The organism is Ruegeria sp. AM7 (assembly GCF_056535965.1).
Genome location: NZ_JBQFJE010000003.1, coordinates 1,956,736 through 1,982,740 on the forward strand (window position 1 = coordinate 1,956,736; position 26,005 = coordinate 1,982,740).

Genomic DNA, 26,005 nt, shown 5'->3' on the forward strand with positions numbered 1-26,005 from the left:
GCCCGGTCCAACGACCGAGCCCCTCTGATTTGTGTGATTTCAGGGTTAATTGACAAGCGTCGCCGCAGCAGCAGCTGCCGCGCCTTCAACACCAAACTGATAGAAAATTCCCACCAGCATCAAAGCAGCCGACCCCATCAGGGCGACCCACAGAACAGGCGTCGACCGCGTTTCAATCGGGTCTTCGTTTTCTTCTCCGAAATACATGTAGAACACGATCCGCAGGTAATAGAATGCACCGATGACGGATGCGATGGCCGACACGATCACCAGACCCGTCAGGCCCGCGCTGACACCTGCTTGCCAGACGCCGAACTTGGCGAAGAAGCCCAGCATTGGCGGGACGCCGGCAAGGCTAAACATTAGGATCAGAACCGCAAGCGCCTTGCCCGGGTCACGTTTGGAATACTGCCGCAGCGCGTCAATATCCGTGACGGGCTTACCGTCCCGCTCCATCATCAGAATGAACGCAAAGGTGCCGATATTCATGGTCACATAGATCGCCAGATACATCAGCATCGCCTTGACGCCCATTTCAGTACCCGCCGCCAGACCGATCAACGCATAGCCCATATGCGCAATCGACGAAAACGCCATCAGTCGCTTGATGTCACGCTGCCCAATCGCAGCCACCGCACCCAACAGCATCGACAGGACCGAGAGCAGAACGATCACCTGCTGCCAGTCCTTGATCACGCCGCCGAACGCGTCATGCAGCAACCGCGCAAACAGCGCCATCGCGGCCACTTTGGGCGCAGTGGCAAAGAAGGCGGTGATCGGCGTGGGGGAGCCTTCGTACACATCCGGTGTCCACATATGGAACGGCACCGCCGAGACCTTGAAGGCCAGACCCGAGATCAGGAAGATCAGACCAAACAGCAGGCCAACCGAGACGTCGCCGTGATGGACCGTCTGGATGATGCCCGAGAACAGCGTGGTCCCGGTGAAGCCGTAAACCAGCGACGCTCCATACAGCAGCAGGCCCGAGCTTAGCGCGCCCAGAACGAAATACTTCAGGCCGGCCTCAGTCGATTTCGCACTGTCGCGGCGCAGAGCGGCCACGACGTACAGCGCCAGCGATTGCAGCTCCAACCCCATGTAAAGGGACATCAGATCACCGGCGCTGACCATCATCATCATACCCACGGCGGCAAGTGCCACCAGCAAGGGGTATTCGAACCGCAACAGCCCGCGACGCGACATGTAATCCTGGCTCATCAACAGAACGGCTGCCGCAGATAGCAGGATCGCAACCTTGGCAAAGCGCGAGAAACCGTCATCGACGAACATGCCATTGAAGGCCACGTTCACACCGTCGCCATTGGTGGCGATCCAGATCGCCAGCAGCGCCATCAGGCCCGAGGTCACCCAGATCAGAACCGGGGCAAGCCCGTCCTTTGTGGTGTAGACAGCCCCGATCAGCGCCGCCATCGCATATACGGCCAGCACGATCTCTGGCAGGATGATTGTCAGATCAGCTTGGATCATCTCCGAAGCTCCCTTAATGCGAAGCGGCTGTCTGGATCACGGCCTCAGCCGCGGCCAGAGCCGTGTCATAGTTCGAAATCAGTGCGGCGGTCGAGTTGCCGATCACATCGGTCACCAGCGACGGATAAACGCCCAGCAGGATTGTCATCACGATCAGCGGCGCAAAGATCAGCCGTTCGCGCGAGGTCATGTCAGTCATCGCTTTGAGGCTTTCCTTGATGAGATCGCCAAAGACCACGCGACGGTATAGCCACAGTGCATAGCCGGCCGAGAAGATCACCCCGGTCGCAGCCACTGCCGTTACCCATGTGTTTACCTGGAAGGCGCCCATCAGGGTCAGGAATTCGCCGATAAAGCCCGAGGTTCCCGGCAGGCCGACATTCGCCATGGTGAACAGCATGAAGACCAGCGCATAAGCGGGCATCCGGATCACCAAGCCGCCATAAGCGTCAATATCGCGGGTGTGCATGCGGTCATAGATCACGCCGACGCACAAGAACAGTGCAGCAGAGATGAACCCATGGCTGATCATCTGGAAGATCGCGCCATCAATCCCCTGCTGGTTCGCCGCAAAAATACCCATGGTCACAAAACCCATATGCGCGACCGAGGAATAGGCGATCAGCTTTTTCATATCCTCCTGCACCAGCGCCACCAGCGAGGTGTAGACAACCGCAATCGCCGACATCCACAGCACCAGATCGGTCATCACCGCCGAGCCCACTGGGAACATCGGCAAGCTAAACCGCAGGAAGCCATAGCCGCCCATCTTCAGCAGGATCGCCGCCAGCACGACCGACCCCGCCGTCGGGGCCTGAACGTGCGCGTCCGGCAACCAAGTATGCACCGGCCACATCGGCATTTTCACCGCGAAGGACGCGAAGAAGGCCAGGAACATCAGCGTCTGCATTCCGCCGACCACATAGACACCCATCACGCTGAAGCTTTCAGACGAGAACTGATGGCTCATCAGCGCCTCGATATCCGTGGTGCCCGCATCCGCATACATCGCAACCATCGCCACCAGCATCAGCACCGAGCCGAGGAAGGTATAGAGGAAGAACTTGAAGCTGGCATAGATGCGGTTCGCCCCGCCCCAGATACCGATGATCAGGAACATCGGGATCAGACCGGCCTCGAAGAACAGGTAGAACAGCACCAGATCCAGTGCCATGAACACGCCCAGCATCAGCGTTTCCAGCAGCAGGAAGGCGATCATGTATTCCTTGACCCGGTCGGTCACATTCCAGCTGGCCAGAATCGTCAGCGGCATGATGAAGGTGGTCAGCAGCACGAACAACACGCTGATGCCGTCCACGCCCATCTTGTATTTCAGGCCCAGCAGCCACTCGCCCTCTTCCACCATCTGAAAGCCGGTGTTTGAGGAGTCAAAGCCCGTATAGATGCCGATCGAGACAAGGAACGTCACCGTGGTCGCCACCAGCGCGACCCATTTCGCGTTGCGCTGCGCGGCATCGTCATCCCCATGCAGGAACAGGGCCAGAATGGCCGCTGCCACAGCGGGGATGAAAGTAACGATCGAGAGGATATTATCCATTAGTGTGCGCCTCCGCCGATCGACATCCAGGTGACAAGGGCTGCAATCCCCAAGACCATCCAGAAGGCATAAGTAAAGATGTAGCCCGTCTGCGCCTTGCCTGCGAGGCGGGTGAAGAAGGGAACAACGCCCATCGCGATACCATTCAGGAAGCCGTCAATGGTGTTGCCATCACCGCGTTTCCACAGGAACCGGCCAAGCGCCACGGTGGGTTTGACGAAGATCACGTTGTAGATCTCGTCAAAGTACCATTTGTTCAGCAGGAACAGGTACAGCGGCCGCTGGTTCTGAGCCAGGCGTCCTGGCAGCGATGGGTTCACGATGTAGAACCAATAGGCCATCGCAAAGCCCAACAGCATGGCCACAAAGGGTGAAAACTTGACCCACTTAGGCGCCGCATGCGCATCGTCCAGCACATGGTTGTCCGGCGCCATATACAGCGCGCCCTCGCCCGGCTCACCCGCGAAGACATAGTGATGATCGCCATGAGCATCCTTTTCACCATGACCTTCATCCGCGTGATCGTCGCCGTGGCCTGCATCAGCGTGACTATCATCGCCATGCGCGTCGGCTGTGCCGTGATCACCAGCCTCGGCATGCTCGGACGCCTCAGCCACCGGAATACCGTAGAACTTACCCACCTTGTCCGCGTGGCCGAAGAAGTTGCCGTACCAAATCATGCCCGCAAAGACCGCGCCCAGCGAGAGAACGCCCAGCGGCACCAGCATGACCATCGGGCTTTCATGCGCATGGTCGTGCGTATGCTTGTCGCCGCGCGGCGTGCCGTAGAAGGTCAGGAAGATCAGACGCCAGCTGTAGAAGGACGTAAACGCCGCCGCTACGACCAGCAGCCAGAAGCCGTAGGAGGACCCACCGGCATAGGCGCTCTCGATGATCGCATCTTTCGACAGGAAGCCAGCGAAACCGAAATGCGTCAGCGGGATGCCGACACCTGTGATGGCCAGCGTGCCGATCATCATCGCCCAGAACGTATAGGGGATCTTTTTGCGCAGCCCACCGTATTCGGTCATCTCTTGTTCATGATGCATGGCGTGGATCACAGAGCCTGCCCCAAGGAACAACAGCGCCTTGAAGAACGCGTGTGTGAACAGGTGGAACATCGCCGCCGAATACATGCCGACACCTGCGGCCACGAACATGTAACCCAGCTGCGAACAGGTTGAATAGGCGATAACGCGCTTGATGTCGGTCTGAACCAGACCCACGGTCGCGGCAAAGAACGCAGTCGTTGCGCCCAGCACGGTGATGAACCCGGTCGCACCCGGAGCGAACTCCATCAGCGGCGACATGCGGCAGACCAGGAACACACCGGCCGTGACCATGGTCGCGGCGTGGATCAGGGCCGAAACGGGCGTCGGGCCTTCCATCGCGTCCGGCAGCCATGTGTGCAGGATCAACTGCGCCGATTTCCCCATCGCGCCGATGAACAGCAGCACGCAGATGACCTCAACAGCGGTCCATTCGCCCCACAGGAAGTGCAGTTTCTCTTCGGCCAAGGCGGGCGCCGAGGCGAAGATGTCCGAGAAGTTGATGCTGTCCGTCAGGAAGAACAGCGCGAAAATCCCCAGCGCAAAGCCAAAATCTCCGACCCGGTTGACGATGAATGCCTTCATCGCAGCCGCATTGGCCGATGGCTTGCGATAATAGAACCCGATCAGCAGGTATGAAGCGACACCCACGCCTTCCCAGCCAAAGAACATCTGCACCAGATTGTCCGCCGTCACCAGCATCAGCATCGCAAAGGTGAAGAAGGACAGATAGGCGAAGAAACGCGGCTTATAGCTTTCGCCTTCACGCCACTGCGGGTCGTGATCCATGTAGCCAAAGGAATAGAGGTGCACGAGCGCTGAGACGGTCGTCACCACGATCAGCATGATCGCGGTCAGACGGTCCAGACGGATGGCCCAGCTTGTCGACAACGAGCCACTCTCGATCCAGCGCATGATCTCGATCTGTTGCGTCACGCCGTCGAAGGTGAAGAACACGATCCACGACAGAAGACAGGCCAGAAACAGCAGGCCCGTGGCCGTCCACATGGCAGCTTTCTCACCAATGAACCGCCAGCCAAAGCCGCAGATCAATGCGCCCACCAGCGGGGCAAAGAGGATGGTGGTTTCCATAGTTCTCTTAGCCCTTCATCATATTGACGTCTTCAACCGCGATGGTGCCACGGTTGCGGAAGAAGCAGACCAGAATGGCCAGACCAATCGCCGCCTCGGCCGCCGCAACGGTCAGCACGAACAAGGTAAATACCTGCCCGACCAGATCGCCGAGGAAACTGGAAAACGCCACGAGGTTGATATTCACCGCCAAAAGCATCAACTCGATGCTCATCAGCAGGATGATGACGTTCTTGCGGTTCAGGAAGAGACCGAAGATGCCGATGACGAACAGCGTCGCCGCGACCGTAAGATAGTGTTCAAGTCCGATCATAGCTTCGCCTCGCCTTCGTCTGAGACTGTTCCCGTTTTACAGAATTTCCCCGGATCGAGTCTCTCTCCGCGAACAATCGGTTCCGCGCCAAGAGCCGTAAGATCATCAAAAACAATGTTGATGTCAGGCGGGGTATCTAGATTGGCATATTTTTCCCGCAATTCTTGTATCTCGGGATTGAAATCAATCTGCTGCCCGTCCGATCGCTTACCGCTAACTCTGACATCCAGTGTTTCACCCGATGTGCATGACATTACGGTCCAATGGAAACCTGGGTTCGGGCAACCAACCTCTTCAGCAATCCACCAATCGTAGACACCCGGAACACTGAAATCGAAAGAACCATCGAAGCCAATGCACACTTCAGGAGGAAGCGGCTCCAAACCTTCGGTATCTTCGGCGCTTAACATCGAAACCGAGCTAATTAGTGCAGAAAAAGCCATCGCCAATCTCACAACCCCTGCCCCGGTTTCACGTCCTTCAGCTCCATCGCCTTGGCCGGGTCGCGCATCATCTGGCCGATGATGTCCTGACGCTTGATGTCTTGACGGTGGCGCAGGGTCAGCACGATGGCACCGATCATTGCCACCAGAAGGATCAAGCCCGCCAGTTGGAACAGAAGGAAGTATTGATCGTACAGGATGACGCCCAGAGCCTCGGTATTGTGGCGGTCGGTCGGAACCGGTTGCGCCAGATTGGCCTCAACACCCTGCGCGCTGTCCCATGCCCCGAAGGCCATGACGAACTGCATCAGAATGACCAGACCGATCAGCAGGGCCAACGGCATATAACGCGCCATCTCGGCCTTGAGCTCGGCAAAATCCACGTCCAGCATCATCACTACGAACAGGAACAGCACCGCGACCGCGCCCACATAGACGATGATCAACAGCATCGCCACGAATTCAGCCCCCAGCAGCACGAACAGCCCCGCCGAGGACAGGAAGGACAGGATCAGCCACAGCACCGAGTGAACCGGCTGGCGGCTGATCACCGTGAACAGCCCGCCGGTGATGGCGCTGATGGCAAACAGATAAAAGGCAAAGACGGTCATTGATCCTCATCCTTGTTGTCGTCCATGACCTCTTGCGCCAGATCAAGCGCGCGGGTCATGGCCGGGATGCCAGCAAACACCGACATCTGACCGATCGTTTCCACGATCTCTTGTTTTCTGGCCCCGGCTTCCAGAGCGTGACGCACGGTTTGACGCACCGCGGTATCGGCCTGCGCGCCCTGACAGGTCAGCCCGGCCAGCGTCAGCAACAGGCGGGTTTTGGCGTCCAGCCCGTCCTTGTTGACGGTGTTGCCGAACATCATCTCCATGATTTCTTTGGGCATGGTCGGCCAAAGCGCCTCGAACCCTTTGGGCGAGAAGTTCTCCATCGCCGGGTTCATGGCTTTGGCCATGTCCTGAGCCTGACGCATCATCAGCTCGAACGGATTTGTCGGCGTGTCATTCATCGGTACGGCGCATCCATTTCCAGATTGCGGGCGATCTCGGCTTCCCAGCGCTCACCGTTGTCGAGCAGTTTTTCCTTGTCGTAGAACAGCTCTTCGCGGGTTTCCGTGGCGAATTCGAAATTCGGACCTTCGACAATGGCATCGACCGGGCAGGCCTCCTGACAGAAGCCGCAATAGATGCACTTGGTCATGTCGATATCATACCGCGTGGTGCGGCGGCTGCCGTCTTCGCGCGGTTCGGCGTCGATGGTGATGGCCTGAGCCGGGCAGATCGCCTCGCACAGTTTGCAGGCGATGCAGCGTTCTTCGCCGTTTGGATAACGACGCAGAGCGTGTTCACCACGAAAACGAGGGGACAGCGGTCCCTTTTCATGCGGGTAGTTCACGGTGGCCTTGGGGGCAAAGAAGTACTTCAACCCCAACTTCATCCCGACCCAGAAGTCCTGCAGCAGAAAGTATTTGGCGGCGCGGGTATAGTCGATTTGGGTCATATCAGCCTCCTACGCTCCAACGGGCGAACGCGCCCCAGAACCAGTCGAATTTCGCCGCGAAGGCCACGAAAACCACCCATACCAGCGAGAATGGCAGGAACACCTTCCACCCCAGACGCATCAGCTGGTCGTAGCGGTAGCGGGGCGTGATCGCCTTGACCATCGCGAAGAGGAAGAAGAAGAACGCCATCTTGGCGACCATCCACAAAACGCCATCCGGCAGGCCGGGGATCGGCGACAGCCAGCCACCAAAGAACAGCAGAGAGATCAACGCGCACATCAGGAAGATGGCGATGTATTCACCTGCCATGAACAGCAGGAAGGGTGTGGCCGAGTATTCGACCTGATAGCCTGCCACCAGTTCCGATTCCGCCTCGGGTAGGTCAAAGGGTGGTCGGTTGGTTTCGGCCAGCGCCGAGATGAAGAACAGGAACACCATCGGGAAATGTGGCAGCCAGTACCAGCTGAAGAAGCCAAACCGACCGTCCTGTGCCTCGACGATGTTTCCAAAATTCATCGACCCGGTCGAGATGATCACGCCGATGATGATCAGGCCCAACGAGACCTCATACGAGATCATCTGCGCCGCAGACCGCAGTGACCCAAGGAATGGGTACTTTGAGTTCGACGCCCAACCACCCATAATCACGCCATAAACTTCCAACGACGATACGGCAAAGACATAAAGGATCGCCACGTTCAGGTCGGATAGAACCCAGCCATCGTTGAACGGGATCACCGCCCAGGCGATCATCGCAAGCACGAAGGATGTCAGCGGCGCCAGCATAAAGACCGTGCGGTCGGCGCCGGCTGGAATGACAACCTCTTTCACCACGTATTTCAGCGCATCCGCCACCGATTGCAGCAGGCCATAGACACCCACCACGTTGGGCCCCCGGCGCATCTGGACCGCTGCCCAAATCTTGCGGTCGCCATAGACGAGGAACAACAGAGAGATCATCACAAAGGCAACGACTGCAAGCACTTGCGCCAGAATGATGATGGCTATTCCGCCTGGGGTGTTAAAGAATTCAGCCATTGGTCCTCACACCGTGGGTATTCCGTTTTACGCGCGCGATACGAAGGCCAGATGCCTGCGCATTAAGCGGCTGGGTCGGCGCGTTGGTGTAAACAGCATCTGTCGCCATTGCGCCACCCTTAATCTTGAGTTTCACACACAAATCAGGCGCGGCGTACTGCCGCCCGGCAGTCGCCTTACCCTGCGATATGAAACAGTTCTGGTTCATTCCGCTGCAATCTTCTCGGATTTAAGAGCCAGCGCCTGCGCCGAGAGCTCGGCCATCAACTGCGACGCCCGGGCAATCGGGTTGGTCAGATAGAAATCCTTGACGGCATATCGGAAGGTTGCCTTGCCTAGCGGACCTGCATCCAACACCTGAGCTTCGTTCTCGATCACCTCATCAACGCGGGCCAGATGTGGAACCGCCTCGATCAGAGTGGTGCGCAATTGCGCCAGCGAGTCGAAAGGCAATGTGGCACCCAGCTCGGCCGAGAGCGCACGCAGGATCGCCCAGTTTTCCTTGGCCTCACCGGGCGCAAAGCCAGCACGCATGGCCAGTTGCGGGCGGCCTTCGGTGTTGACGAACAGGCCGTTTTCCTCGGTGTAGGCCGCGCCAGGCAGGATCACGTCGGCACGGTGTGCACCCCGATCTCCGTGGCTGCCCTGATAGATGACAAAGGCACCCTCACCAATCTCGACCTCATCCGCGCCGAGGTTGTAGATCACGTCTGCAGCGCTGACTGCGTCCATGCCACTGTCGTTCGTCGCGTCCACGTCCATTGCGCCGACACGCGATGCTGCGGTGTGCAGAACGATCAGGCCGCTTTCGGTGTTGGCGGCAATGGCTTGAGCCGCGGCCAAAACGGCGGCCCCGTCAGCCTCTTGCAACGCACCCTGACCAACGATCACCAGTGACGGCTTACCCTTGATCTCATCATCACCGCCCATATCCAGCGCAGCCTGCAGGGCGGCGCGGTCGTCACCCATATGGTGGTAGGGATACGTCAGTTCGGCGGCGGGCCCGACCAGGGCCACCTCGGCCCCATGCGCCCACGCTTTGCGAATACGCGCGTTCAGAACCGGCGCTTCGTCGCGCGGGTTGGTGCCGATCAGCAATATACGCTCTGCCGAGTCGATATCTTCGATCGCGGCGGTGCCGGCATAAGCCCCGCGATTGCCCGCAGGCAACTTGGCACCGTCGGTACGGCATTCGACAACACCGCCCTGCCCCTCGATCATCTGTTTCAGGGCAAACGCAGCCTCAACCGGGGCCAGATCTCCCACGATACCGGCGGGTTTCTCGGCTCCTTTCAGCGCTTCGGCGGCTTTGGTCAAAGCCTCGGGCCAGGTCGCCGGGCGCAATTTGCCATTCTCACGCACGTAAGGCTTGTCCAGACGCTGGCGACGCAGCCCATCCCAGACAAACCGCGTCTTGTCGCTGATCCATTCCTCGTTCACGCCATCATGGTTGCGCGGAAGGAACCGCATCACTTCGCGTCCCTTGGTATCTACGCGAATGTTTGAGCCCAGAGCATCCATGACATCGACGCTTTCGGTCTTGGTCAGCTCCCACGGACGGGCGGTAAAGGCATAGGGCTTCGAGGTCAGCGCCCCAACCGGGCACAAGTCAATGATGTTCCCCTGCAGATTCGATTGCAGGGTCTCGTTCAGATACGAGGTGATCTCGGCGTCTTCACCGCGCCCGGTCTGGCCCATCTGGGTGATCCCGGCAACCTCGGTGGTGAAGCGCACACAGCGCGTGCAGCTGATGCAGCGCGTCATCGCGGTGCCGACCAATGGCCCCAAATCCAGATCATCAACCGCGCGCTTGGCTTCTTTGAAGCGCGAGCCCGAAACACCGTAGGCCATCGCCTGATCCTGCAGATCACATTCGCCACCCTGATCGCAGATGGGGCAATCCAGCGGGTGATTGATCAGCAGGAACTCCATCACCCCTTCGCGGGCCTTCTTAACCATGGGCGAGTTCGTCTTGACCACCGGTGCCTGACCTTCCGGCCCCGGACGCAGGTCGCGCACCTGCATCGCGCAGGACGCCGCCGGTTTCGGCGGCCCACCGACGACTTCGACCAGACACATCCGGCAGTTTCCGGCAATAGAAAGACGCTCGTGGTAGCAGAAACGCGGGACTTCGACCCCGGCCTCTTCACAAGCTTGGATCAGGGTCATCGAGCCATCAACTTCGATTTCCTGCCCGTCGATATTCACTTTGCGGAGGTCAGACATGGCTTTCAGTTCGCCCTCAAATACACGCCAATGGCGCTGTTTCTATCGATTTCCTTTTTGCCCAACGAGCAAAAGGAAGTGGGGTTGTCGTAAGATACGCCATTGGCGGCCAGATACGCTTCGCCTTTAGCGCGCATACGGTCCTTTTCGGCGTCCGAGTCCACATAGGCCCGGATTTCCGTGTCCGAATACCCCAGTTTGTTCGCTTTGGACCTAAGGTCCCACATCACACCAATCGCTTTCAGACGGCGTCCGCTGATCGACGGGCAGAGTTCCGAAATCTCGTTTGCGATCGCGATGTAATAGAGTTCGTCGTCAATCTCTTTGACTTCGCGCAAAGGCGGTTTCGCCTCAGCCAGGGCAGGCATGCCCAATACTGCGAAAACCGTCAGAGCTTTTAGTCCTTGCATGACACATCCTTTCGTCTTGGTTCCACCAAGACGACCTGCGGACTGGACGTTATGCAATAACGCCCGCCGCAACCCAGCATGATATGTCTGCATCTGCATCATGGACGGCGACACCGCCCTGCAAAGGTCAATTTGTCGTCTACCACGCGCAACTTTTCAGGCTCGGTGTCCGGACCAACAGCCCAGTCAATGCGAGATGACCCAAAACTGGTGATACAGAACTTTGTTCCTTCAAAGCGTCCTGCCTCACGGGCCCCGTCCAAGGAAGCAGAGACGCCGTTGACCACCACTGTGAATTCTGTAGGTGACCTTTTTTTGTCGACCGGCTTCACCTTGGTGCGGAAATACTGGCCATCAAACCTAACCTGATCCGAAGATGGGGTTATCAGTCCACAGGCCGAGACCGCAAATAACGCCCCAACGGCGACCGACCGGACTACGCCTGCCCCAAGGGTCTTGTTCCGATGCATCCGCCTTGCCACCATCAGAACGCCGCCACCAGTGCAATGATGCCCATTACGACCATACAAGCCCAGCCAATCACGTAGAGAACGGACCTTAAGCCACTGTTTGGACGACCAAATCCACGAATATGGACAAACAGCATTACCAGCCGTGCAACCAAGGCAAGCGAAGCCAACAGATTTACCCAGAATGGATTGGCACCCATCAGAATAGCGGCGAACGTTACGGCCACATAGGCAGGCAGTGTTTCGGTCCCATTCAGATAGGCACGGTTCAGACGATACGCCTTATCCGAGTAGTCCTGTTCAGGCGTTGCACCGGGCGCAAGTCCTTTGCCCTGCTTTGCCAGGGCTGTGAACGGAGCCATAAACAGCACGACCAGGGTGAAAATCACCACCGATGCAACAGCATGACCGTATTCTGCAAAGGTCTCCATCAAAAGTTACTCCGCCGCCATCGCGCCGGTGCGACCGGATTTCTGCGCCTTTATGCGATCCTCGATCTCTTCGCGGAAGTTGCGGATCAAACCCTGGATCGGCCAAGCGGCCGCGTCGCCCAAGGCGCAGATTGTGTGACCTTCGACCTGTTTGGTCACATCGAACAGCATGTCGATCTCTTCCAGCTCGGCCTCGCCGCGCACAAGACGGTCCATCACGCGCATCATCCAGCCGGTGCCTTCGCGGCACGGCGTACACTGGCCACAGCTTTCGTGCTTGTAGAACTTCGACAGCCGCCAAATCGCCTTGATGATATCGGTGGATTTGTCCATCACGATCACCGCAGCCGTCCCAAGCCCCGAGCCCAGATCGTTGCGCAGGTAATCGAAATCCATGATCGCGTCGCGCATATTCTCGCCGCGCACACATGGTACTGACGAGCCGCCCGGAATCACCGCCAGCAAATTGTCCCAGCCGCCGCGAATACCGCCGCAATGGGTCTCGATCAGCTCTTCGAACGAGATCGACATCGCCTCTTCGACGACGCAGGGGTTGTTCACATGGCCCGAGATCGCAAACAGCTTGGTGCCTGCATTGTTCTGGCGACCAAAGCCCGCAAACCAATCTGCGCCCCGGCGCAGGATCGTCGGCACAACGGCGATCGATTCCACATTGTTCACGGTCGTCGGGCAGCCATAGAGGCCAGCGCCCGCCGGGAACGGAGGCTTCATTCGGGGCATGCCCTTCTTGCCCTCAAGGCTTTCGATCAGGGCGGTTTCCTCGCCGCAGATATAGGCCCCGGCACCGTGATGCAGGAACAGGTCGAAATCCCAGCCCGAGCCTGCGGCGTTCTTGCCCAACAGGCCCGCATCATATGCTTCGTCAATCGCTGCCTGCAGGGCCTCACGCTCGCGAATATATTCGCCGCGCAGGTAGATGTAGCAAGTATGCGCATTCATCGCGAAAGAAGCGATCAGGCAGCCCTCGATCAGCGTGTGCGGATCATGGCGCATGATCTCGCGGTCCTTGCAGGTTCCGGGCTCGGATTCATCCGCATTCACAACCAGATAGGCAGGACGACCGTCGCTTTCCTTGGGCATGAACGACCATTTCAGACCGGTCGGAAAGCCCGCGCCACCACGACCCCGCAGGCCCGAGTCCTTCATCGTCTGGATGATCCAGTCGCGACCCTTGTCGATCAGGCCAGCCGTGCCGTCCCAATGCCCGCGCGCCTGTGCGCCCCGCAATGTGCGCTCATGCATCCCGTAGATGTTGGTAAAGATCCGGTCCTGATCCTTCAGCATCGCGTGTTACCTTCAGCTGTCCTGACGCATACGCCAGAGTTGAAATATGTTGACGCCCGCATAGATGAAACCCGCCAGTGCGGCGAAATCAAACAGCAGCGCATACCGAGCGGTCAAACCCAGCGCGGGACCGATGAACAGGTTCATGGAAAGCCAAATCACCATCGTCACCGCAATGACAATGCCGATATGTCGACCCTTTCGGGCTATGGCCAGTTCCTTGTCCTTATCCATCTTACCCTGATGCCCGAATGGGCACCGTCATCTAGTCTTCGTATGTGCCATCTTCCTTGGCACGTTTAGCAAATTCTGTCTCTTGGCCCGAGGCCAGGCTTTTCGCCTGCTCAATCCAGCCGTCGCGTTCGATCCGGCCTTTGAACTTCAGCCGCGCATCGACCCAGGCCACATGTTCGGGTGTCCATCCTGCGATCTGGTCGTAGTGATAGAAGCCCAGCCCGTTCAGCGTTTCTTCCAACTTCGGTCCGACCCCTTTGAGCAGCTTGAGGTTATCTGCCTTGCCACCGCGTGGCTCGGTCAAAGTCTCGGGTTGTTCTTCGCCATCCGTCTCGGCCTTGGCTTTCGCCTCTTCGGCCTGCTTCACAGCAGACTTTGGTGTCTCGGGTTCTTTCGGGGGCTTCGGAGCAGTCTGTGTTGCCGCCGCCTTTCCATCCTTACCCAGCCAAGGGGTCAGGATGGGCACCTCGGTTCCGTCGATGCGTTTGACAGTGTCCCCCAGATCAGAAGCCAGCTCGACGCTCGCATTGTATTTAGGCTTGCCCGCCTCATACTCGGTCAAGCTGCTTAAACCGCTCAACGGTTCCGCCGCATAACGCCCGTTCTGCGGGCCCGGTGTCGGCACTTTGCCCGCCGCCAGATCGTCGATGATCTTGCCAAAGTTCTCGGCGGTCAGGTCTTCATAATAGTCCTTGCCGATCTGCGCCATTGGAGCGTTGGTGCAAGAGCCGAGGCATTCCACCTCTTCCCAACTCAGCTTACCATCTGCGGACAAAGCATGCGGCTTGGCGGCGATCTTGTCCTTGCAGACCGCGATCAAGTCCTCGGCCCCGCAGATCATGCACGACGTCGTGCCGCATACCTGAATATGCGCCACCGATCCAACCGGTTGCAGCTGGAACATGAAGTAGAACGAGGCGACCTCAAGAACGCGAATATACGCCATGCCCAGCATGTCAGCGACGGATTCAATCGCCGGGCGGGACAGCCACCCCTCCTGCTCTTGCGCGCGCCACAGCAGCGGAATCACCGCGCTGGCCTGACGACCTTCGGGGTATTTGGTGATCTGTGCTTCGGCCCATTGCTGGTTGGCAGCCGTGAAGGCGAAAGCATCGGGTTGTTCGGGGTGAAGACGGCGGAGCATTAGCGGTCAATCTCTCCAAATACGACATCCATGGTACCGATGATGGCGGCGACGTCGGCCAGTTGGTGCCCTCCGGCGACGTGATCCATGGCTTGCAGGTGCAGGAAGCCCGGCGCGCGCAGTTTGGCGCGGTAGGGTTTGTTGGTGCCGTCGGCGACCAGATAGACGCCGAACTCACCCTTGGGGGCTTCGACGGCGGCGTAAACCTCGCCCTCAGGGACGTGGAAGCCTTCGGTATACAGTTTGAAGTGATGGATCAGGCTCTCCATCGAGGTCTTCATGTCCGAGCGTTTCGGCGGGGTGATCTTTCCGCGTGCCAGCACGTCACCGGGGCATTCGCGGATTTTGGCGATGGCTTGGCGGATGATCAGCAGTGACTGACGCATCTCTTCCATGCGCACCAGATAGCGGTCATAGCAGTCGCCGTTCTTGCCGACGGGGATCTGGAACTCGAACTCATCATAGCATTCATAGGGCTGCGCGCGGCGCAGGTCCCATGCGAGGCCCGAGCCACGGACCATCACGCCCGAAAAGCCATATTTCTGAATGTCGTCCTCGGTCACGACGCCAATATCGGCATTGCGCTGTTTAAAGATGCGGTTTTCGGTCAGCAGCCCGTCAATGTCGTCGAGCACAGCTGGGAATTCATGGCTCCACGCCTCGATATCGTCCAGCAATTCGGGTGGCAGATCCTGGTGGACGCCCCCGGGGCGAAAATAAGCGGCGTGCAAGCGGGCGCCACAGGCACGCTCATAAAACACCATCAGCTTTTCGCGTTCTTCAAAGCCCCACAGCGGCGGCGTCAGCGCGCCAACGTCCATCGCCTGCGTGGTCACGTTCAGCAGGTGGTTCAGGATGCGCCCGATCTCGGAATACAGAACCCGGATCAGCGAGCCCCGGCGCGGCACTTCCACGCCGGTCAGCTTTTCGATGGCCAGACACCAGGCATGTTCCTGGTTCATCGGCGCCACGTAGTCCAGACGGTCGAAATACGGCAAGTTCTGCAGGTACGTCCGGCTTTCCATCAGTTTCTCAGTACCACGGTGCAGCAGGCCGATATGCGGGTCGCAGCGCTCGACAATCTCGCCGTCCAACTCAAGCACAAGACGCAAAACCCCGTGCGCCGCAGGGTGTTGCGGGCCGAAGTTAATGTTAAAGTTGCGGATCTTCTGTTCTCCGCTCAGCGCGTCCGTGCTGCCGTCATCGTATCTTGAGCCGTCCATCATAGCCTCTCAATTCGCTTTCGATGAAGCATCAACATCGCAATCATACAGAAAGCTGGTACTGCAAACATCGGCATGAACCCTAAGAACGCCCACCACGCAGGATACTTCAGCTCACGCAGACATACCGCCATTCCAAGAACGCCACTTAGACTAAGCCCCCAGAGCAACCAAGGGCTAAAGTCCCCGAAACTCCAAATACCTTGGATAAAGCTTGTCGGGTCCATCAACGCCCTCGTTTCTTCTTTGCCTCGGCCCGAACCCGGACCTTTTCGGCCTCAGCCGCCTTGGCTGCGGCCCCTGCAAGCAAGACGCCCAAAGCGCCCAAAATGATCAGTTCGCCCATCATGTCAGCGTCGCTCCATCTCTTGCAGCTTCATGGCCATCATCCACAACAGGACAATCACAGCCGGAGAGATAATGCAGGCAAACGCCCAGTTCTTGTTGATCCCGAAATGCGGCAGCAGCTTGATCATCGGTACGACCGTGGCGACCACCAGAATTATCCAGATCAGGAACTCAAACATGACGGTTACTCCTGTTTTTCATCCCCCGGCAGAATGTAATTCGCACCTTCCCATGGGGACATGAAATCGAACTGCCGGTATTCCTGTACCAAGCTCACCGGCTCGTAAACGACGCGCTTTTCAGCCTCGTCATATCGAACCTCGGTATAGCCCGTTGTCGGGAAATCCTTGCGCAGCGGATAGCCGCGGAAACCGTAGTCTGTCAGGATGCGCCGCAAATCGGGGTGACCCGAGAACAGGACGCCGAACATGTCGAACACCTCACGCTCGAACCAGTTGGCCGAGGGGTGAACATCCACGATCGAAGGCACCATGTCTTCCTCGCGGATCGACACCCGCAGGCGGATCCGCTGATTCTGGTACATGGACAGGAAGTGATAAACCACATCGAAACGCTTGGCGCGTTCCGGGTAATCGACGCCGGTGATATCGACCAGAGACGAGAACTTGCAGTTCGGGTCGGATTTCAGGAATTCGACGAATTCCACAAGGTTCGACGGGGCCACATCCACGTTCAGTTCGCCATGAGTCACGTCCCAGGACAGAACGCAATCAGTGCGCTTGAGTTCCAGCTGTGCGCCGAGTTCTTTGAGTGCTTCGCTCATTCACCCTCTCCTTCAGCGCACAATCGTGCCGGTACGGCGGATTTTGCGTTGCAACTGCATCAGGCCATATAGCAACGCCTCAGCGGTCGGAGGACAGCCAGGCACATAGATATCCACGGGCACAACCCGATCACAGCCACGCACGACCGAGTAAGAATAGTGATAATACCCGCCCCCATTGGCGCAGGAGCCCATCGAGACCACATAACGCGGCTCGGGCATTTGGTCATAGACCTTGCGCAGCGCGGGCGCCATCTTGTTGGTCAGCGTCCCGGCCACGATCATCACATCCGACTGACGCGGGGAGGCACGCGGCGCGATGCCAAACCGTTCCGCATCGTAGCGCGGCATCGAGGTGTGCATCATCTCAACAGCACAACAAGCCAGACCGAATGTCATCCAGTGCAACGATCCAGTGCGCGCCCAGTTGATAATGTCCTCGGTCGAGGTCAGCAGGAAACCTTTGTCCTGCAACTCGGCATTCAGGGCCTGAGTGGCGACTTCCTTGTCGACGCCGGCGGTGTTTGCACCCGTCATCACTCCCATTCCAAGGCCCCTTTCTTCCATTCATAGGCAAAGCCAATGGTCAGAACGCCCAGGAACACCATCATGGACCAGAAGCCCACATCGCTGATGTCCTTAAAGCCCACGGCCCATGGGAAAAGGAACGCGATTTCCAGATCGAAAATGATGAACAGGATCGAGACCAGATAGAACCGGACATCAAACTTCATCCGCGCATCGTCAAAGGCGTTGAAGCCACATTCATATGCGCTGACCTTTTCGGGGTCGGGATTGCGGACAGCCAGAACCACAGCAGCCAGAATCAGGACGATTCCAAGGCCCACGGCAACGGCCAGAAACACCAGAATCGGGAGGTACTCCCGCAGCAGGTCTTCCACGTAAAGCTCCTTTCCTGCGCATGCCCCCAAAGGGTGCGCCGTCAATTGGCGTGTTGACTGGACATTCTCTATCCCTGCCGGGTCAGAGGGTCAACCGAACACAAACGCGCAGGGCGTGAAATATCTGCTTGCCATCAAAGGTTATTCCGGAAGAGTGATTCCAATCGCCGCGGCACGGCGGCTATCGTCTAATCCTTACTAATCCAGGTTGGTTTTCGTTTCTCGAAAAAGGCGGCGATTCCCTCTTTGGCCTCGTTGGTTTCCCAACGGCCAACCAAAGCGCGGATCGTCTGGTCGATTACCGTGTCATCTATTCTTGGCCCCAAATCACGTACCAATCCCTTGGCCGAAGCGACAGCCCCCGGCGCGCAGGACAAATAGGGGGTCACTTCGACTTCGACCGCATCGGGCAGATCGACGGCTGCAACCACTTTCGCCAACAAGCCAAGCTCAACCGCCTCACTGGCATCGAAATGGCGTGCAGACATAAAAACCCGCCGCGACCGTGCCTCGCCCATGCGCGCGATGACATACGGACCAATCGTGGCCGGGATCAGCCCAAGCCGCGTTTCGGTCAGCCCCATGGTCAATGTGTCGACCCCGATGGCCACATCACAGACCGCGGCCAACCCAACACCGCCCCCGAACGCATTGCCCTGCAGCGCCCCGATCAGAGGTTTCGGCAGTGTATTCAGCGCCTGCAGCATCTCGGCCAGCTTGCGCGCCTCGGTGAACCGCGTTTCGGGGTCGGCTGCCATCTGATCCTGCATCCAGCCCAGATCACCACCGGCACAAAAGCTCTTGCCCGCGCCAGTCAGGACCACAACCCGCACCGAGTCGTCCGCCCCCAACTGCCCTGCTGCTTGCGTCAGTTCGGAGATCATCTGCGCCGACATGGCATTATGCTTGTCGGGGCGATTCAGCGTCAGAGTGGCAACACCGCGCGTATCATTCGTGACCGAAATCGTTTCGAACATCGTTTATTCCGCTCGCATAGCGCGCGCCATCTGGGCGGCCTCTTCCACGATCGCGACATCAATGCCCGTCTGATATCCTAGCCGATCAAGATGGGCGACTACAGATTCAGTGGCGACATTCCCTGCCGCCCCCGGCGCATAAGGGCACCCTCCCAGACCGCCGACCGCCGAATCAAATGTCCGCACACCAAGCGCCAGAGCTGCGTCGATATTGTCGATGGCACGTCCCGTGGTGTCATGAAAATGCCCCGACAAACGCGTCACAGGCACCCGTTCGCGCACTGCCAAAAGCATATGAGCAATTGTGTCAGGCGTCCCCTGCCCGATCGTGTCGCCCAGCGAAATCTCGTAGCAGCCCAGCGCGAATAATGTGTCGGCCACCTCGGCCACCTTTTCGGGCGAGGTCGGACCGTCATAGGGGCAATCGGTCACGCAGGACACATAGCCCCGCACCGGCAGGTCGATATGGCGCGCGGCTTCCAGGATCGGTGTAAAGCGTTCAATGGATTCCGCAATCGTCGCGTTGATATTTGCCTTCGAGAACCCCTCGGACGCCGAGGCAAACACCGCAATCTCATCAGCTTTGGCGGCCAGCGCGTCCTCGTACCCGCGCATATTTGGTGTCAGCGCAGCATAGCGGATACCATCGGCCCGGCTTATCCCGGCCAGCACCTCGGCACTGCCTGCCATCTGCGGCACCCATTTGGGCGAGACAAAGCTGGCCACCTCGATCCGGTTGAACCCGGCCCGGCTCAGGCAATCGACCAGAGCGACTTTTTCCTCAACTGGGATTTCCCGCTGCTCGTTCTGCAGCCCGTCGCGCGGCCCCACTTCGAATATCTCGACCCGATCACCCATCTTGTTCCTCCGCTAAGCTGTTGATCCGACTGTGCCACGGCTGAGGCGGCAGGAACAGATCATTCCTCCTCCAGCCGAACCAGAGCCGCCCCGGCCTCGACCTGAGCGCCCGCCTCGACCAGCACTTCGGCCACGACGCCATCGCGTGCTGCCAGCAACGAATGCTCCATCTTCATTGCCTCAAGGATGGCCAACCGGTCGCCCTCGGCCACAGCCTGCCCAGCCTGCGCAAAGACCGCCTTTACCAGACCGGGCATCGGGGCCTCGATCACATTGGTATTACCTATGGCGCTGGTATCGCGGTCCAGCGGGTCGATCATCTCGAACACCTGGCCATAACTCTCGAATACCGTGATCTTGGAACCAGCGACCGAAACGCGCGGCATAGCTGCACCGCCGATGGTCCAGTCGCCCGCAGTGCGTTCGGCCAGAATCGCCTCGTCGCCGATGTGCCAAACCTGCCGGTTCGGACCTTCGACCTGCAGATCCAGATCAATCACATCATCCACCATAAGCTGAACGGCACGGTGCAGAGGCGCCCACAGCCAGAACCCAGTCTCCTCGGATGTGTCCACCAAACCCGCAGCGGTCATGGCCGCCGCAACTGCAGCACGCGTTGAGGTTGCCGAGGTCTGTACCAACCCGTCCAGATCACGCCCGATCAGACCGGTATCCACGTCACCCGACGCGAACCCCTGATGGCGCGTCAGCGCGCCCAGAAAGGCAAGGTTGGTTACAGTGCCAGCGACCTCGGTCTGACGCAGCGCACGGTGTAACTGTTCCAGCGCAATGTCGCGCGTGTGGCCGTGGACGATGACTTTTGCGATCATAGGGTCATACCACGGACTGATCGTATCCCCTGCCCGCACACCGCTATCGGCGCGGCAGTGCGCAGGGAAGTGCAGATGCGTCAACGTCCCCGTGGCAGGCAGGAAGCCTTTGAGTACATCCTCGGCATACAGCCGCGCTTCGAACGCGTGACCCGAGATAGACAGGTCACCCTGCTGTTTCGGCAGCGTCTCGCCCGCCGCCACGCGCAACTGCCATTCGACCAGATCAACCCCTGTAATCGCCTCGGTCACAGGATGTTCCACCTGCAGGCGCGTGTTCATCTCCATGAACCAGAACCGATCCGGCCGCAGCCCGTCCGAGGCATCAACGATGAATTCAACCGTACCCGCGCCTTTGTAACCAATCGCCTCGGCGGCGCGTACACCGGCCTGCCCCATCGCTTCGCGCATTTCAGCCGTCATACCGGGTGCCGGAGCCTCTTCGATCACCTTCTGGTGCCGCCGCTGCAACGAGCAATCGCGTTCGAACAGATGAACCGCATGGGTACCATCGCCAAACACCTGCACCTCGATATGGCGCGGTTTGGAGACGAATTTCTCGACCAGAACGGCGTCATTGCCAAAGGCCGTGCGCGCCTCGCCTCGCGCACTGTTCAGCGCGTCTGCGAAATCTTCGGCACGTTCAACCAGCCGCATACCCTTTCCGCCGCCACCTGCAACAGCTTTGATGAGAACAGGGTAGCCGATTGTGTCCGCGGCACCGGCCAAATGCTCGGGGTCCTGATTGTCGCCATGATAGCCCGGCACCACAGGCACGCCCGCCTGTTCCATCAAGACTTTGGCAGCATCCTTGAGGCCCATCTTGCGGATCGCATCCGCCGAAGGCCCGATGAAGGTAAGGCCTGCCGCTTCGACCGCATCCACGAAATCGGGGTTCTCGGATAAGAAACCATAGCCGGGATGAATGGCCTGCGCGCCACTGTCCAGCGCGGCCTGAATGATCACGTCACCCTTCAGGTAACTCTCCGCAGGGGCCGCAGCGCCGATATGCACAGCCTCGTCCGCCAGATGGACGTGCTTGGCCGAGGCATCCACGTCGGAATAGACGGCGACACAGGCCACACCCATCTTCTGAGCGGTCTCGATCACACGACAGGCGATCTCGCCCCGGTTGGCAATCAGGATTTTGGTGAACATGACTTACCCCTCAACCGTCAGATCTTCGACCAACCGGAACCGCTCGCAGAGCAGCTCCATCTCGGGCTCGAACCCGCCATTTCGTTCAAAGTACCGGCGGTGATCTTCGCGCCACCCCTCAAGCGTCTCATTCTCGCCTTCGGCCAACGCAAACTCCTCGGTCACATCGGAATAGCGGCAGATCGAAACTTCGACCGTTTCGATGACCAAAGCTGGGCGATCATCCCAATCCAGAGCGATATCGCGCCGCCCCACAACCGGAGTGTCCGCGCTGCCCTCAGGATAGTCTCGCAACGCGCCGCAGGTCGCGGTTTTCTTTCCCGCGCGCACCAACGCCAACAACTCGGCGCTCAGCGTTGCGTTGTCTCCAAACTTAAAGCTCTGCGCACCGGGGTAGCGGGATTTCAGTTTTTCCAGATCGACCATTTTACATCCTGAACACGCCAAAGCGTGTCTCCTCGATCGGGGCATTCAACGCCGCACTCAGCGACAAGGCCAACACATCCCGCGATTTGCGCGGGTCGATGATGCCGTCATCCCAGAGCCGCGCCGAGGCATAGAGTGGATGCGATTGCTCTTCGAACTTGTCCAAGGTCGGGCGTTTGAATTCGGCTTCTTCCTCGGCCGACCAGGTGCCGCCCTGCCGCTCGATCCCGTCGCGTTTGACGGTGGCCAGAACGCCCGCCGCCTGCTCGCCGCCCATCACCGAGATCCGCGAATTCGGCCATGTCCACAGGAACCGCGGCTGATACGCCCGACCGGCCATACCGTAATTACCAGCGCCAAATGACCCGCCCACCAGCATCGTGACCTTCGGAACCGAGGTCGTCGCTACCGCCGTCACCATCTTGGCTCCGTGCCGCGCGATGCCCTCGTTTTCGTATTTGCGACCAACCATGAACCCGGTGATGTTCTGCAGGAACACCAGCGGGATGCGACGCTGAGAACACAGCTCGACAAAATGCGCGCCCTTCTGCGCGGCCTCGGAAAACAGCACGCCGTTGTTGGCGATGATCCCCACTGGGCAGCCTTTGACATGAGCAAAGCCGGTTACCAGCGTTTCCCCGAAGCGCGGCTTGAACTCATCGAAGCGCGAGCCATCGACCAGCCGCGCAATCACCTCGCGGATGTCATAGGGCGTGCGCAGATCGGCAGGCACAACCCCGAGGATTTCCTCGGGGTCATAGGCCGGATCCTCGGGACTGGCCCAATCCACCGTCTGCGGTTTGCGCAGGTTCAGCGACCCCACAGCCCGCCGCGCCAAAGCCAGTGCGTGCGCATCATCCTCGGCCAGATAGTCCGCCACGCCGGAAAGGCGGGTATGTACGTCACCACCGCCCAGATCCTCGGCACTGACCACTTCGCCGGTCGCGGCCTTGACCAGAGGCGGCCCGGCCAGAAAGATCGTCCCCTGTTCTTTGACGATGATCGTCACATCCGACATCGCGGGCACATAGGCCCCGCCTGCCGTGCATGACCCCATCACCACCGCGATCTGAGCAATCCCCTTGGCGCTCATCCGCGCCTGATTATAGAAGATGCGGCCAAAGTGATCGCGGTCGGGGAATACCTCATCCTGATTGGGCAGGTTCGCACCGCCACTGTCCACCAGATAGATGCAGGGCAGATGGTTTTCCTCGGCAATCTCCTGCGCGCGGAGGTGTTTTTTGACGCTCATCGGATAATAGGTGCCGCCCTTCACGGTGGCATCGTTGCACACCACCATGACCTCACGCCCCTGCACCCGACCGATGCCCGCGATCACCCCGGCACAGGGCGCGGCATCGCCATACATCCCATGCGCCGCCGTTGCGCCGATTTCCAGAAACGGCGACCCAGCATCCAGCAGGTTCGCCACCCGACGACGCGGCAGCATCTTGCCCCGAGAGACGTGCCGCGCACGGGATTTCTCACCGCCGCCCATTCGGGCGGCCTCTGCAGCGGTTGAGATTTGCGCCAGCGCGTCGAGATGGGCGGTTCGGTTGGCCTTGAAACCCTCGGAGGTAGGGATGGTCTTGGATGTAAGTTTCATCGTTCAGCTACTCCGCGTGCTTCACAAATTTCTCGTATAATGCTGCCTTGCTGCCAACTACAGGTGCCAAGTATCTCTCGCTCCATTTTTAGAGCCTGTTCGGCGGTTCTGCGCATCCAACACGCACCTCTGGTCGGGCCGGCAGCGGTTCCCCCCCAATAATCACTGGCTCGAAAGCGGCAAACAGCCTCAGAATACACTCTCCATTCGGCTTGCATCTTTTTGAGAGTCTCAGATGCGGTCCATTTGAAAGCATGATCATCTGGGGGGATATGGCCGTGAACTTTTTCAGCCCATTCCGCCAAATCTGAGTAGTTTTGGTCCAGCATTCTGTCCCAAAACACAGTTTCGGCATCAAAGCACATGATCATGCCATAGGTCGAGAAATTGGTCCGATCCATGCAATCCTCGGCGGCGATCCCTATGCACTCATAAACCGCGTCTGGGATTGCTCGTTGAGACCTTTTCCGTTGGAGTCCCTGCCGCGCATTGCCCAAGCATTCCTCAATGGTTTCAGTTTCTATCCAATAGCTGCCGTTTTGTTCAGAAGCGATCTCATACGCGTGCGAAGTTTGAGCCAGAGTAATTATGCCGAACGCAAACATGAGAAGATGAGATATCAGTCTTGATGACTCTTTCGGTGTCATTTCCTTGTCTCCCCCGCCGCGCGCGCCTTCAATTCCTTCCGAATAACCTTCCCCGTCACCGTCATCGGCAGTTCCTCCAAAAACGCCACCTCGCGCGGGTAGGAGTATTGTGCCAGACGGCCCTTGACCCACTCCTGCAGCTCTGTGCCCGACGCTTCGGCCTCCGGCTTCAACACCACATAAGCCTTCACGATCTCGGTCCGCAGCGGATCGGGCTTACCGACCACGCCCACCGTCGCCACTGCCGGGTGGGTCAGCAGGCAATCCTCGATCTCGGCGGGGCCGATGCGGTATCCGGCAGACGTAATCACATCATCATCGCGACCCACGAAACGCAGGTAGTCGCCCTCCCACACGCCTCGGTCTCCGGTGATCAGCCAGTCACCGCGGAATTTCTGCGCAGTCTCCTCAGGTCGGTTCCAATATTCCAACAGCATCGAAGCCGAGCCGCGCCGGATGGCCACGTCGCCCTCGTCATCGGTCGGATTGCCATCCGCGTCGATCACCGCCACCTCATGCCCCGCCACCGGCTTACCGATACAGCCGGGGCGCACAGGGAAATCCTCGGCGCAAGAAGACACGACCATGTTGCATTCGGTCTGGCCATAGAACTCGTTGATCGTCAGGCCAAACGCCTGCTTACCCCAGGCCAGCATCTCGGCCCCCAGAGGCTCCCCGCCCGAGGCGACCGAGCGCAGGCCGGGGATGGCCTGATCCGCCGCTTTCAGCATCCGCAGCGCCGTGGGCGGGAAGAACACGTTGCGCACGCCGCCGCGCGCGATCACATCGGCGCAGGCCTCGGGGGTGAATTTCTCAAGCCGCGCGGCGACCACGGGGATGCCTAGCGCCAGACCGGGCATCAGCACGTCGAACAAACCGCCGATCCACGCCCAGTCAGCGGGGGTCCACAGGCAGTCCCCGTCGCGCAGGTGGTTGTGACTGATCGAGACGCCCGGTAGATGCCCCGTCAGTACCCGATGCCCGTGCAGCGCGCCCTTAGGGCTGCCGGTGGTGCCCGAGGTATAGATCAGCACCGCAGGGTCTTCGGGTCCGGTATCAGCAAAAGGCAGTGGGTCGTCCGAGGGCGCAATCTGATCCACCAGAATGGGCCGCGCCAGATCGGCCAGCAGCGCCGCGCCTTCTTCATCCGTCAGCACGATCTGCACGCCTGAGTCGCCAATGCGCGAGGCCAACGCGTCCTGCTGGAACAGTTTGAACAAAGGCACGGATATCGCACCCAGCTTCCACACCGCCAGATGCGCCGCTGCACACCATGGCGACTGGCTTAGCAAAACCCCTATGCGATCGCCGGGCTGCACCTGCTGCGCAAGAACCCGGGCCAAACCATCCGTCATTTGTCGCAGCGTCCCAAAACTGACACCTTGGCCTTCTGCGGCGGTGAGGTCGATGATAGCTGTTTGGTCGTCGGGTTGCGAAAAGCATTGCAACGCCATGTTGAGGCGCTGAGGCACGTCCCACCCCCCTTCTGTCAGCAACCCAGGTATGCGCTCAGCGGGACGCATATTCATCATCCT

General features: G+C 59.1%; 27 protein-coding genes. All 27 read right to left on the bottom strand.

Features of this window, described 5'->3' with window-relative positions; all coding sequences use genetic code 11:
• Positions 1 to 45: 45 nt before the first annotated feature.
• The 27 genes from nuoN to ACR3EG_RS13835 all read right to left on the bottom strand — a co-directional run bounded on the left by nuoN (position 46) and on the right by ACR3EG_RS13835 (position 25,993).
• Positions 46 to 1,488, bottom strand: coding sequence for an NADH-quinone oxidoreductase subunit NuoN (nuoN, locus tag ACR3EG_RS13705; RefSeq protein ID WP_209198530.1), 1,443 nt, complete (start codon positions 1,486 to 1,488; stop codon positions 46 to 48).
• Between the two features lie 13 nt (positions 1,489 to 1,501).
• On the bottom strand, positions 1,502 to 3,046 hold the full coding sequence (locus tag ACR3EG_RS13710; protein WP_480496507.1) for an NADH-quinone oxidoreductase subunit M: 1,545 nt from the start codon (positions 3,044 to 3,046) through the stop codon (positions 1,502 to 1,504).
• Positions 3,046 to 5,187, bottom strand: a complete 2,142-nt coding sequence (gene nuoL / locus ACR3EG_RS13715) for an NADH-quinone oxidoreductase subunit L (RefSeq protein ID WP_480496509.1) — start codon at positions 5,185 to 5,187, stop codon at positions 3,046 to 3,048. Before nuoL ends, ACR3EG_RS13710 begins: the two co-directional genes overlap by 1 nt.
• 7 nt (positions 5,188 to 5,194) lie before the next feature.
• The gene (gene nuoK, locus ACR3EG_RS13720; protein WP_005984024.1) at positions 5,195 to 5,500 is read right to left on the bottom strand and encodes an NADH-quinone oxidoreductase subunit NuoK; all 306 of its coding nucleotides are present in this window, start codon (positions 5,498 to 5,500) and stop codon (positions 5,195 to 5,197) included.
• Positions 5,497 to 5,943, bottom strand: a complete 447-nt coding sequence (locus tag ACR3EG_RS13725; protein WP_480496511.1) for a hypothetical protein — start codon at positions 5,941 to 5,943, stop codon at positions 5,497 to 5,499. Before ACR3EG_RS13725 ends, nuoK begins: the two co-directional genes overlap by 4 nt.
• Positions 5,944 to 5,951: 8 nt before the next feature.
• The gene (locus ACR3EG_RS13730) at positions 5,952 to 6,554 is read right to left on the bottom strand and encodes an NADH-quinone oxidoreductase subunit J (RefSeq protein WP_170752153.1); all 603 of its coding nucleotides are present in this window, start codon (positions 6,552 to 6,554) and stop codon (positions 5,952 to 5,954) included.
• Positions 6,551 to 6,961, bottom strand: coding sequence for a carboxymuconolactone decarboxylase family protein (locus ACR3EG_RS13735; protein ID WP_170752155.1), 411 nt, complete (start codon positions 6,959 to 6,961; stop codon positions 6,551 to 6,553). Before ACR3EG_RS13735 ends, ACR3EG_RS13730 begins: the two co-directional genes overlap by 4 nt.
• Positions 6,958 to 7,452 carry an NADH-quinone oxidoreductase subunit NuoI gene (gene nuoI, locus ACR3EG_RS13740; protein ID WP_039524264.1) on the bottom strand — a complete coding sequence of 165 codons (495 nt, stop codon included), beginning with the start codon at positions 7,450 to 7,452 and terminating at the stop codon, positions 6,958 to 6,960. The genes ACR3EG_RS13735 and nuoI overlap by 4 nt, the downstream gene beginning before the upstream one ends.
• Position 7,453: 1 nt before the next feature.
• The gene (gene nuoH / locus ACR3EG_RS13745) at positions 7,454 to 8,491 is read right to left on the bottom strand and encodes an NADH-quinone oxidoreductase subunit NuoH (protein ID WP_170352620.1); all 1,038 of its coding nucleotides are present in this window, start codon (positions 8,489 to 8,491) and stop codon (positions 7,454 to 7,456) included.
• A gap of 204 nt (positions 8,492 to 8,695) precedes the next feature.
• Positions 8,696 to 10,717, bottom strand: a complete 2,022-nt coding sequence (gene nuoG, locus ACR3EG_RS13750) for an NADH-quinone oxidoreductase subunit NuoG (RefSeq protein WP_480496516.1) — start codon at positions 10,715 to 10,717, stop codon at positions 8,696 to 8,698.
• Between the two features lie 5 nt (positions 10,718 to 10,722).
• Positions 10,723 to 11,127, bottom strand: a complete 405-nt coding sequence (locus tag ACR3EG_RS13755; RefSeq protein ID WP_480496517.1) for a DUF5333 domain-containing protein — start codon at positions 11,125 to 11,127, stop codon at positions 10,723 to 10,725.
• Between the two features lie 484 nt (positions 11,128 to 11,611).
• A complete protein-coding gene (locus ACR3EG_RS13760; RefSeq protein WP_209198548.1) occupies positions 11,612 to 12,028 on the bottom strand; it encodes an MAPEG family protein in 417 nt (138 codons plus the stop codon).
• A gap of 6 nt (positions 12,029 to 12,034) precedes the next feature.
• Complete coding sequence (gene nuoF / locus ACR3EG_RS13765) at positions 12,035 to 13,333, bottom strand: NADH-quinone oxidoreductase subunit NuoF (RefSeq protein ID WP_480496519.1); 1,299 nt, start codon at positions 13,331 to 13,333, stop codon at positions 12,035 to 12,037.
• 12 nt (positions 13,334 to 13,345) lie between these two features.
• Entirely contained in the window at positions 13,346 to 13,567 is a 222-nt protein-coding gene (locus tag ACR3EG_RS13770) for a DUF5337 domain-containing protein (RefSeq protein ID WP_209198550.1), read from the bottom strand.
• 31 nt (positions 13,568 to 13,598) lie between these two features.
• A complete protein-coding gene (nuoE, locus tag ACR3EG_RS13775; RefSeq protein WP_480496521.1) occupies positions 13,599 to 14,711 on the bottom strand; it encodes an NADH-quinone oxidoreductase subunit NuoE in 1,113 nt (370 codons plus the stop codon).
• Positions 14,711 to 15,934 carry an NADH-quinone oxidoreductase subunit D gene (locus tag ACR3EG_RS13780; RefSeq protein ID WP_480496523.1) on the bottom strand — a complete coding sequence of 408 codons (1,224 nt, stop codon included), beginning with the start codon at positions 15,932 to 15,934 and terminating at the stop codon, positions 14,711 to 14,713. The genes nuoE and ACR3EG_RS13780 overlap by 1 nt, the downstream gene beginning before the upstream one ends.
• A 350-nt stretch (positions 15,935 to 16,284) precedes the next feature.
• Positions 16,285 to 16,461: a hypothetical protein gene (locus ACR3EG_RS13785; protein ID WP_170352613.1), complete on the bottom strand. Its 177-nt coding sequence runs from the start codon at positions 16,459 to 16,461 to the stop codon at positions 16,285 to 16,287.
• Positions 16,462 to 16,466: 5 nt separating this feature from the next.
• Positions 16,467 to 17,066 (bottom strand): NADH-quinone oxidoreductase subunit C, encoded by a 600-nt coding sequence (locus ACR3EG_RS13790; protein ID WP_480496525.1) that lies wholly within the window; start codon positions 17,064 to 17,066, stop codon positions 16,467 to 16,469.
• Between the two features lie 12 nt (positions 17,067 to 17,078).
• Positions 17,079 to 17,612 (bottom strand): NuoB/complex I 20 kDa subunit family protein, encoded by a 534-nt coding sequence (locus ACR3EG_RS13795; protein ID WP_170352611.1) that lies wholly within the window; start codon positions 17,610 to 17,612, stop codon positions 17,079 to 17,081.
• Positions 17,603 to 17,968, bottom strand: a complete 366-nt coding sequence (locus ACR3EG_RS13800; RefSeq protein WP_050602775.1) for an NADH-quinone oxidoreductase subunit A — start codon at positions 17,966 to 17,968, stop codon at positions 17,603 to 17,605. The genes ACR3EG_RS13795 and ACR3EG_RS13800 overlap by 10 nt, the downstream gene beginning before the upstream one ends.
• Before the next feature lie 188 nt (positions 17,969 to 18,156).
• A complete protein-coding gene (locus ACR3EG_RS13805) occupies positions 18,157 to 18,945 on the bottom strand; it encodes a crotonase/enoyl-CoA hydratase family protein (protein ID WP_480496527.1) in 789 nt (262 codons plus the stop codon).
• Positions 18,946 to 18,948: 3 nt separating this feature from the next.
• Positions 18,949 to 19,803 carry a hydroxymethylglutaryl-CoA lyase gene (locus ACR3EG_RS13810; protein WP_480496529.1) on the bottom strand — a complete coding sequence of 285 codons (855 nt, stop codon included), beginning with the start codon at positions 19,801 to 19,803 and terminating at the stop codon, positions 18,949 to 18,951.
• 59 nt (positions 19,804 to 19,862) lie between these two features.
• Positions 19,863 to 21,791: an acetyl/propionyl/methylcrotonyl-CoA carboxylase subunit alpha gene (locus ACR3EG_RS13815; RefSeq protein ID WP_480496530.1), complete on the bottom strand. Its 1,929-nt coding sequence runs from the start codon at positions 21,789 to 21,791 to the stop codon at positions 19,863 to 19,865.
• A gap of 3 nt (positions 21,792 to 21,794) precedes the next feature.
• Positions 21,795 to 22,217, bottom strand: a complete 423-nt coding sequence (locus tag ACR3EG_RS13820; protein WP_480496532.1) for an ASCH domain-containing protein — start codon at positions 22,215 to 22,217, stop codon at positions 21,795 to 21,797.
• A gap of 1 nt (position 22,218) precedes the next feature.
• Positions 22,219 to 23,823 (bottom strand): carboxyl transferase domain-containing protein, encoded by a 1,605-nt coding sequence (locus ACR3EG_RS13825; protein ID WP_480496534.1) that lies wholly within the window; start codon positions 23,821 to 23,823, stop codon positions 22,219 to 22,221.
• A complete protein-coding gene (locus ACR3EG_RS13830) occupies positions 23,820 to 24,470 on the bottom strand; it encodes a lysozyme inhibitor LprI family protein (protein WP_480496536.1) in 651 nt (216 codons plus the stop codon). The genes ACR3EG_RS13825 and ACR3EG_RS13830 overlap by 4 nt, the downstream gene beginning before the upstream one ends.
• Complete coding sequence (locus ACR3EG_RS13835; RefSeq protein ID WP_480496538.1) at positions 24,467 to 25,993, bottom strand: AMP-binding protein; 1,527 nt, start codon at positions 25,991 to 25,993, stop codon at positions 24,467 to 24,469. The genes ACR3EG_RS13830 and ACR3EG_RS13835 overlap by 4 nt, the downstream gene beginning before the upstream one ends.
• Positions 25,994 to 26,005 lie beyond the last annotated feature (12 nt).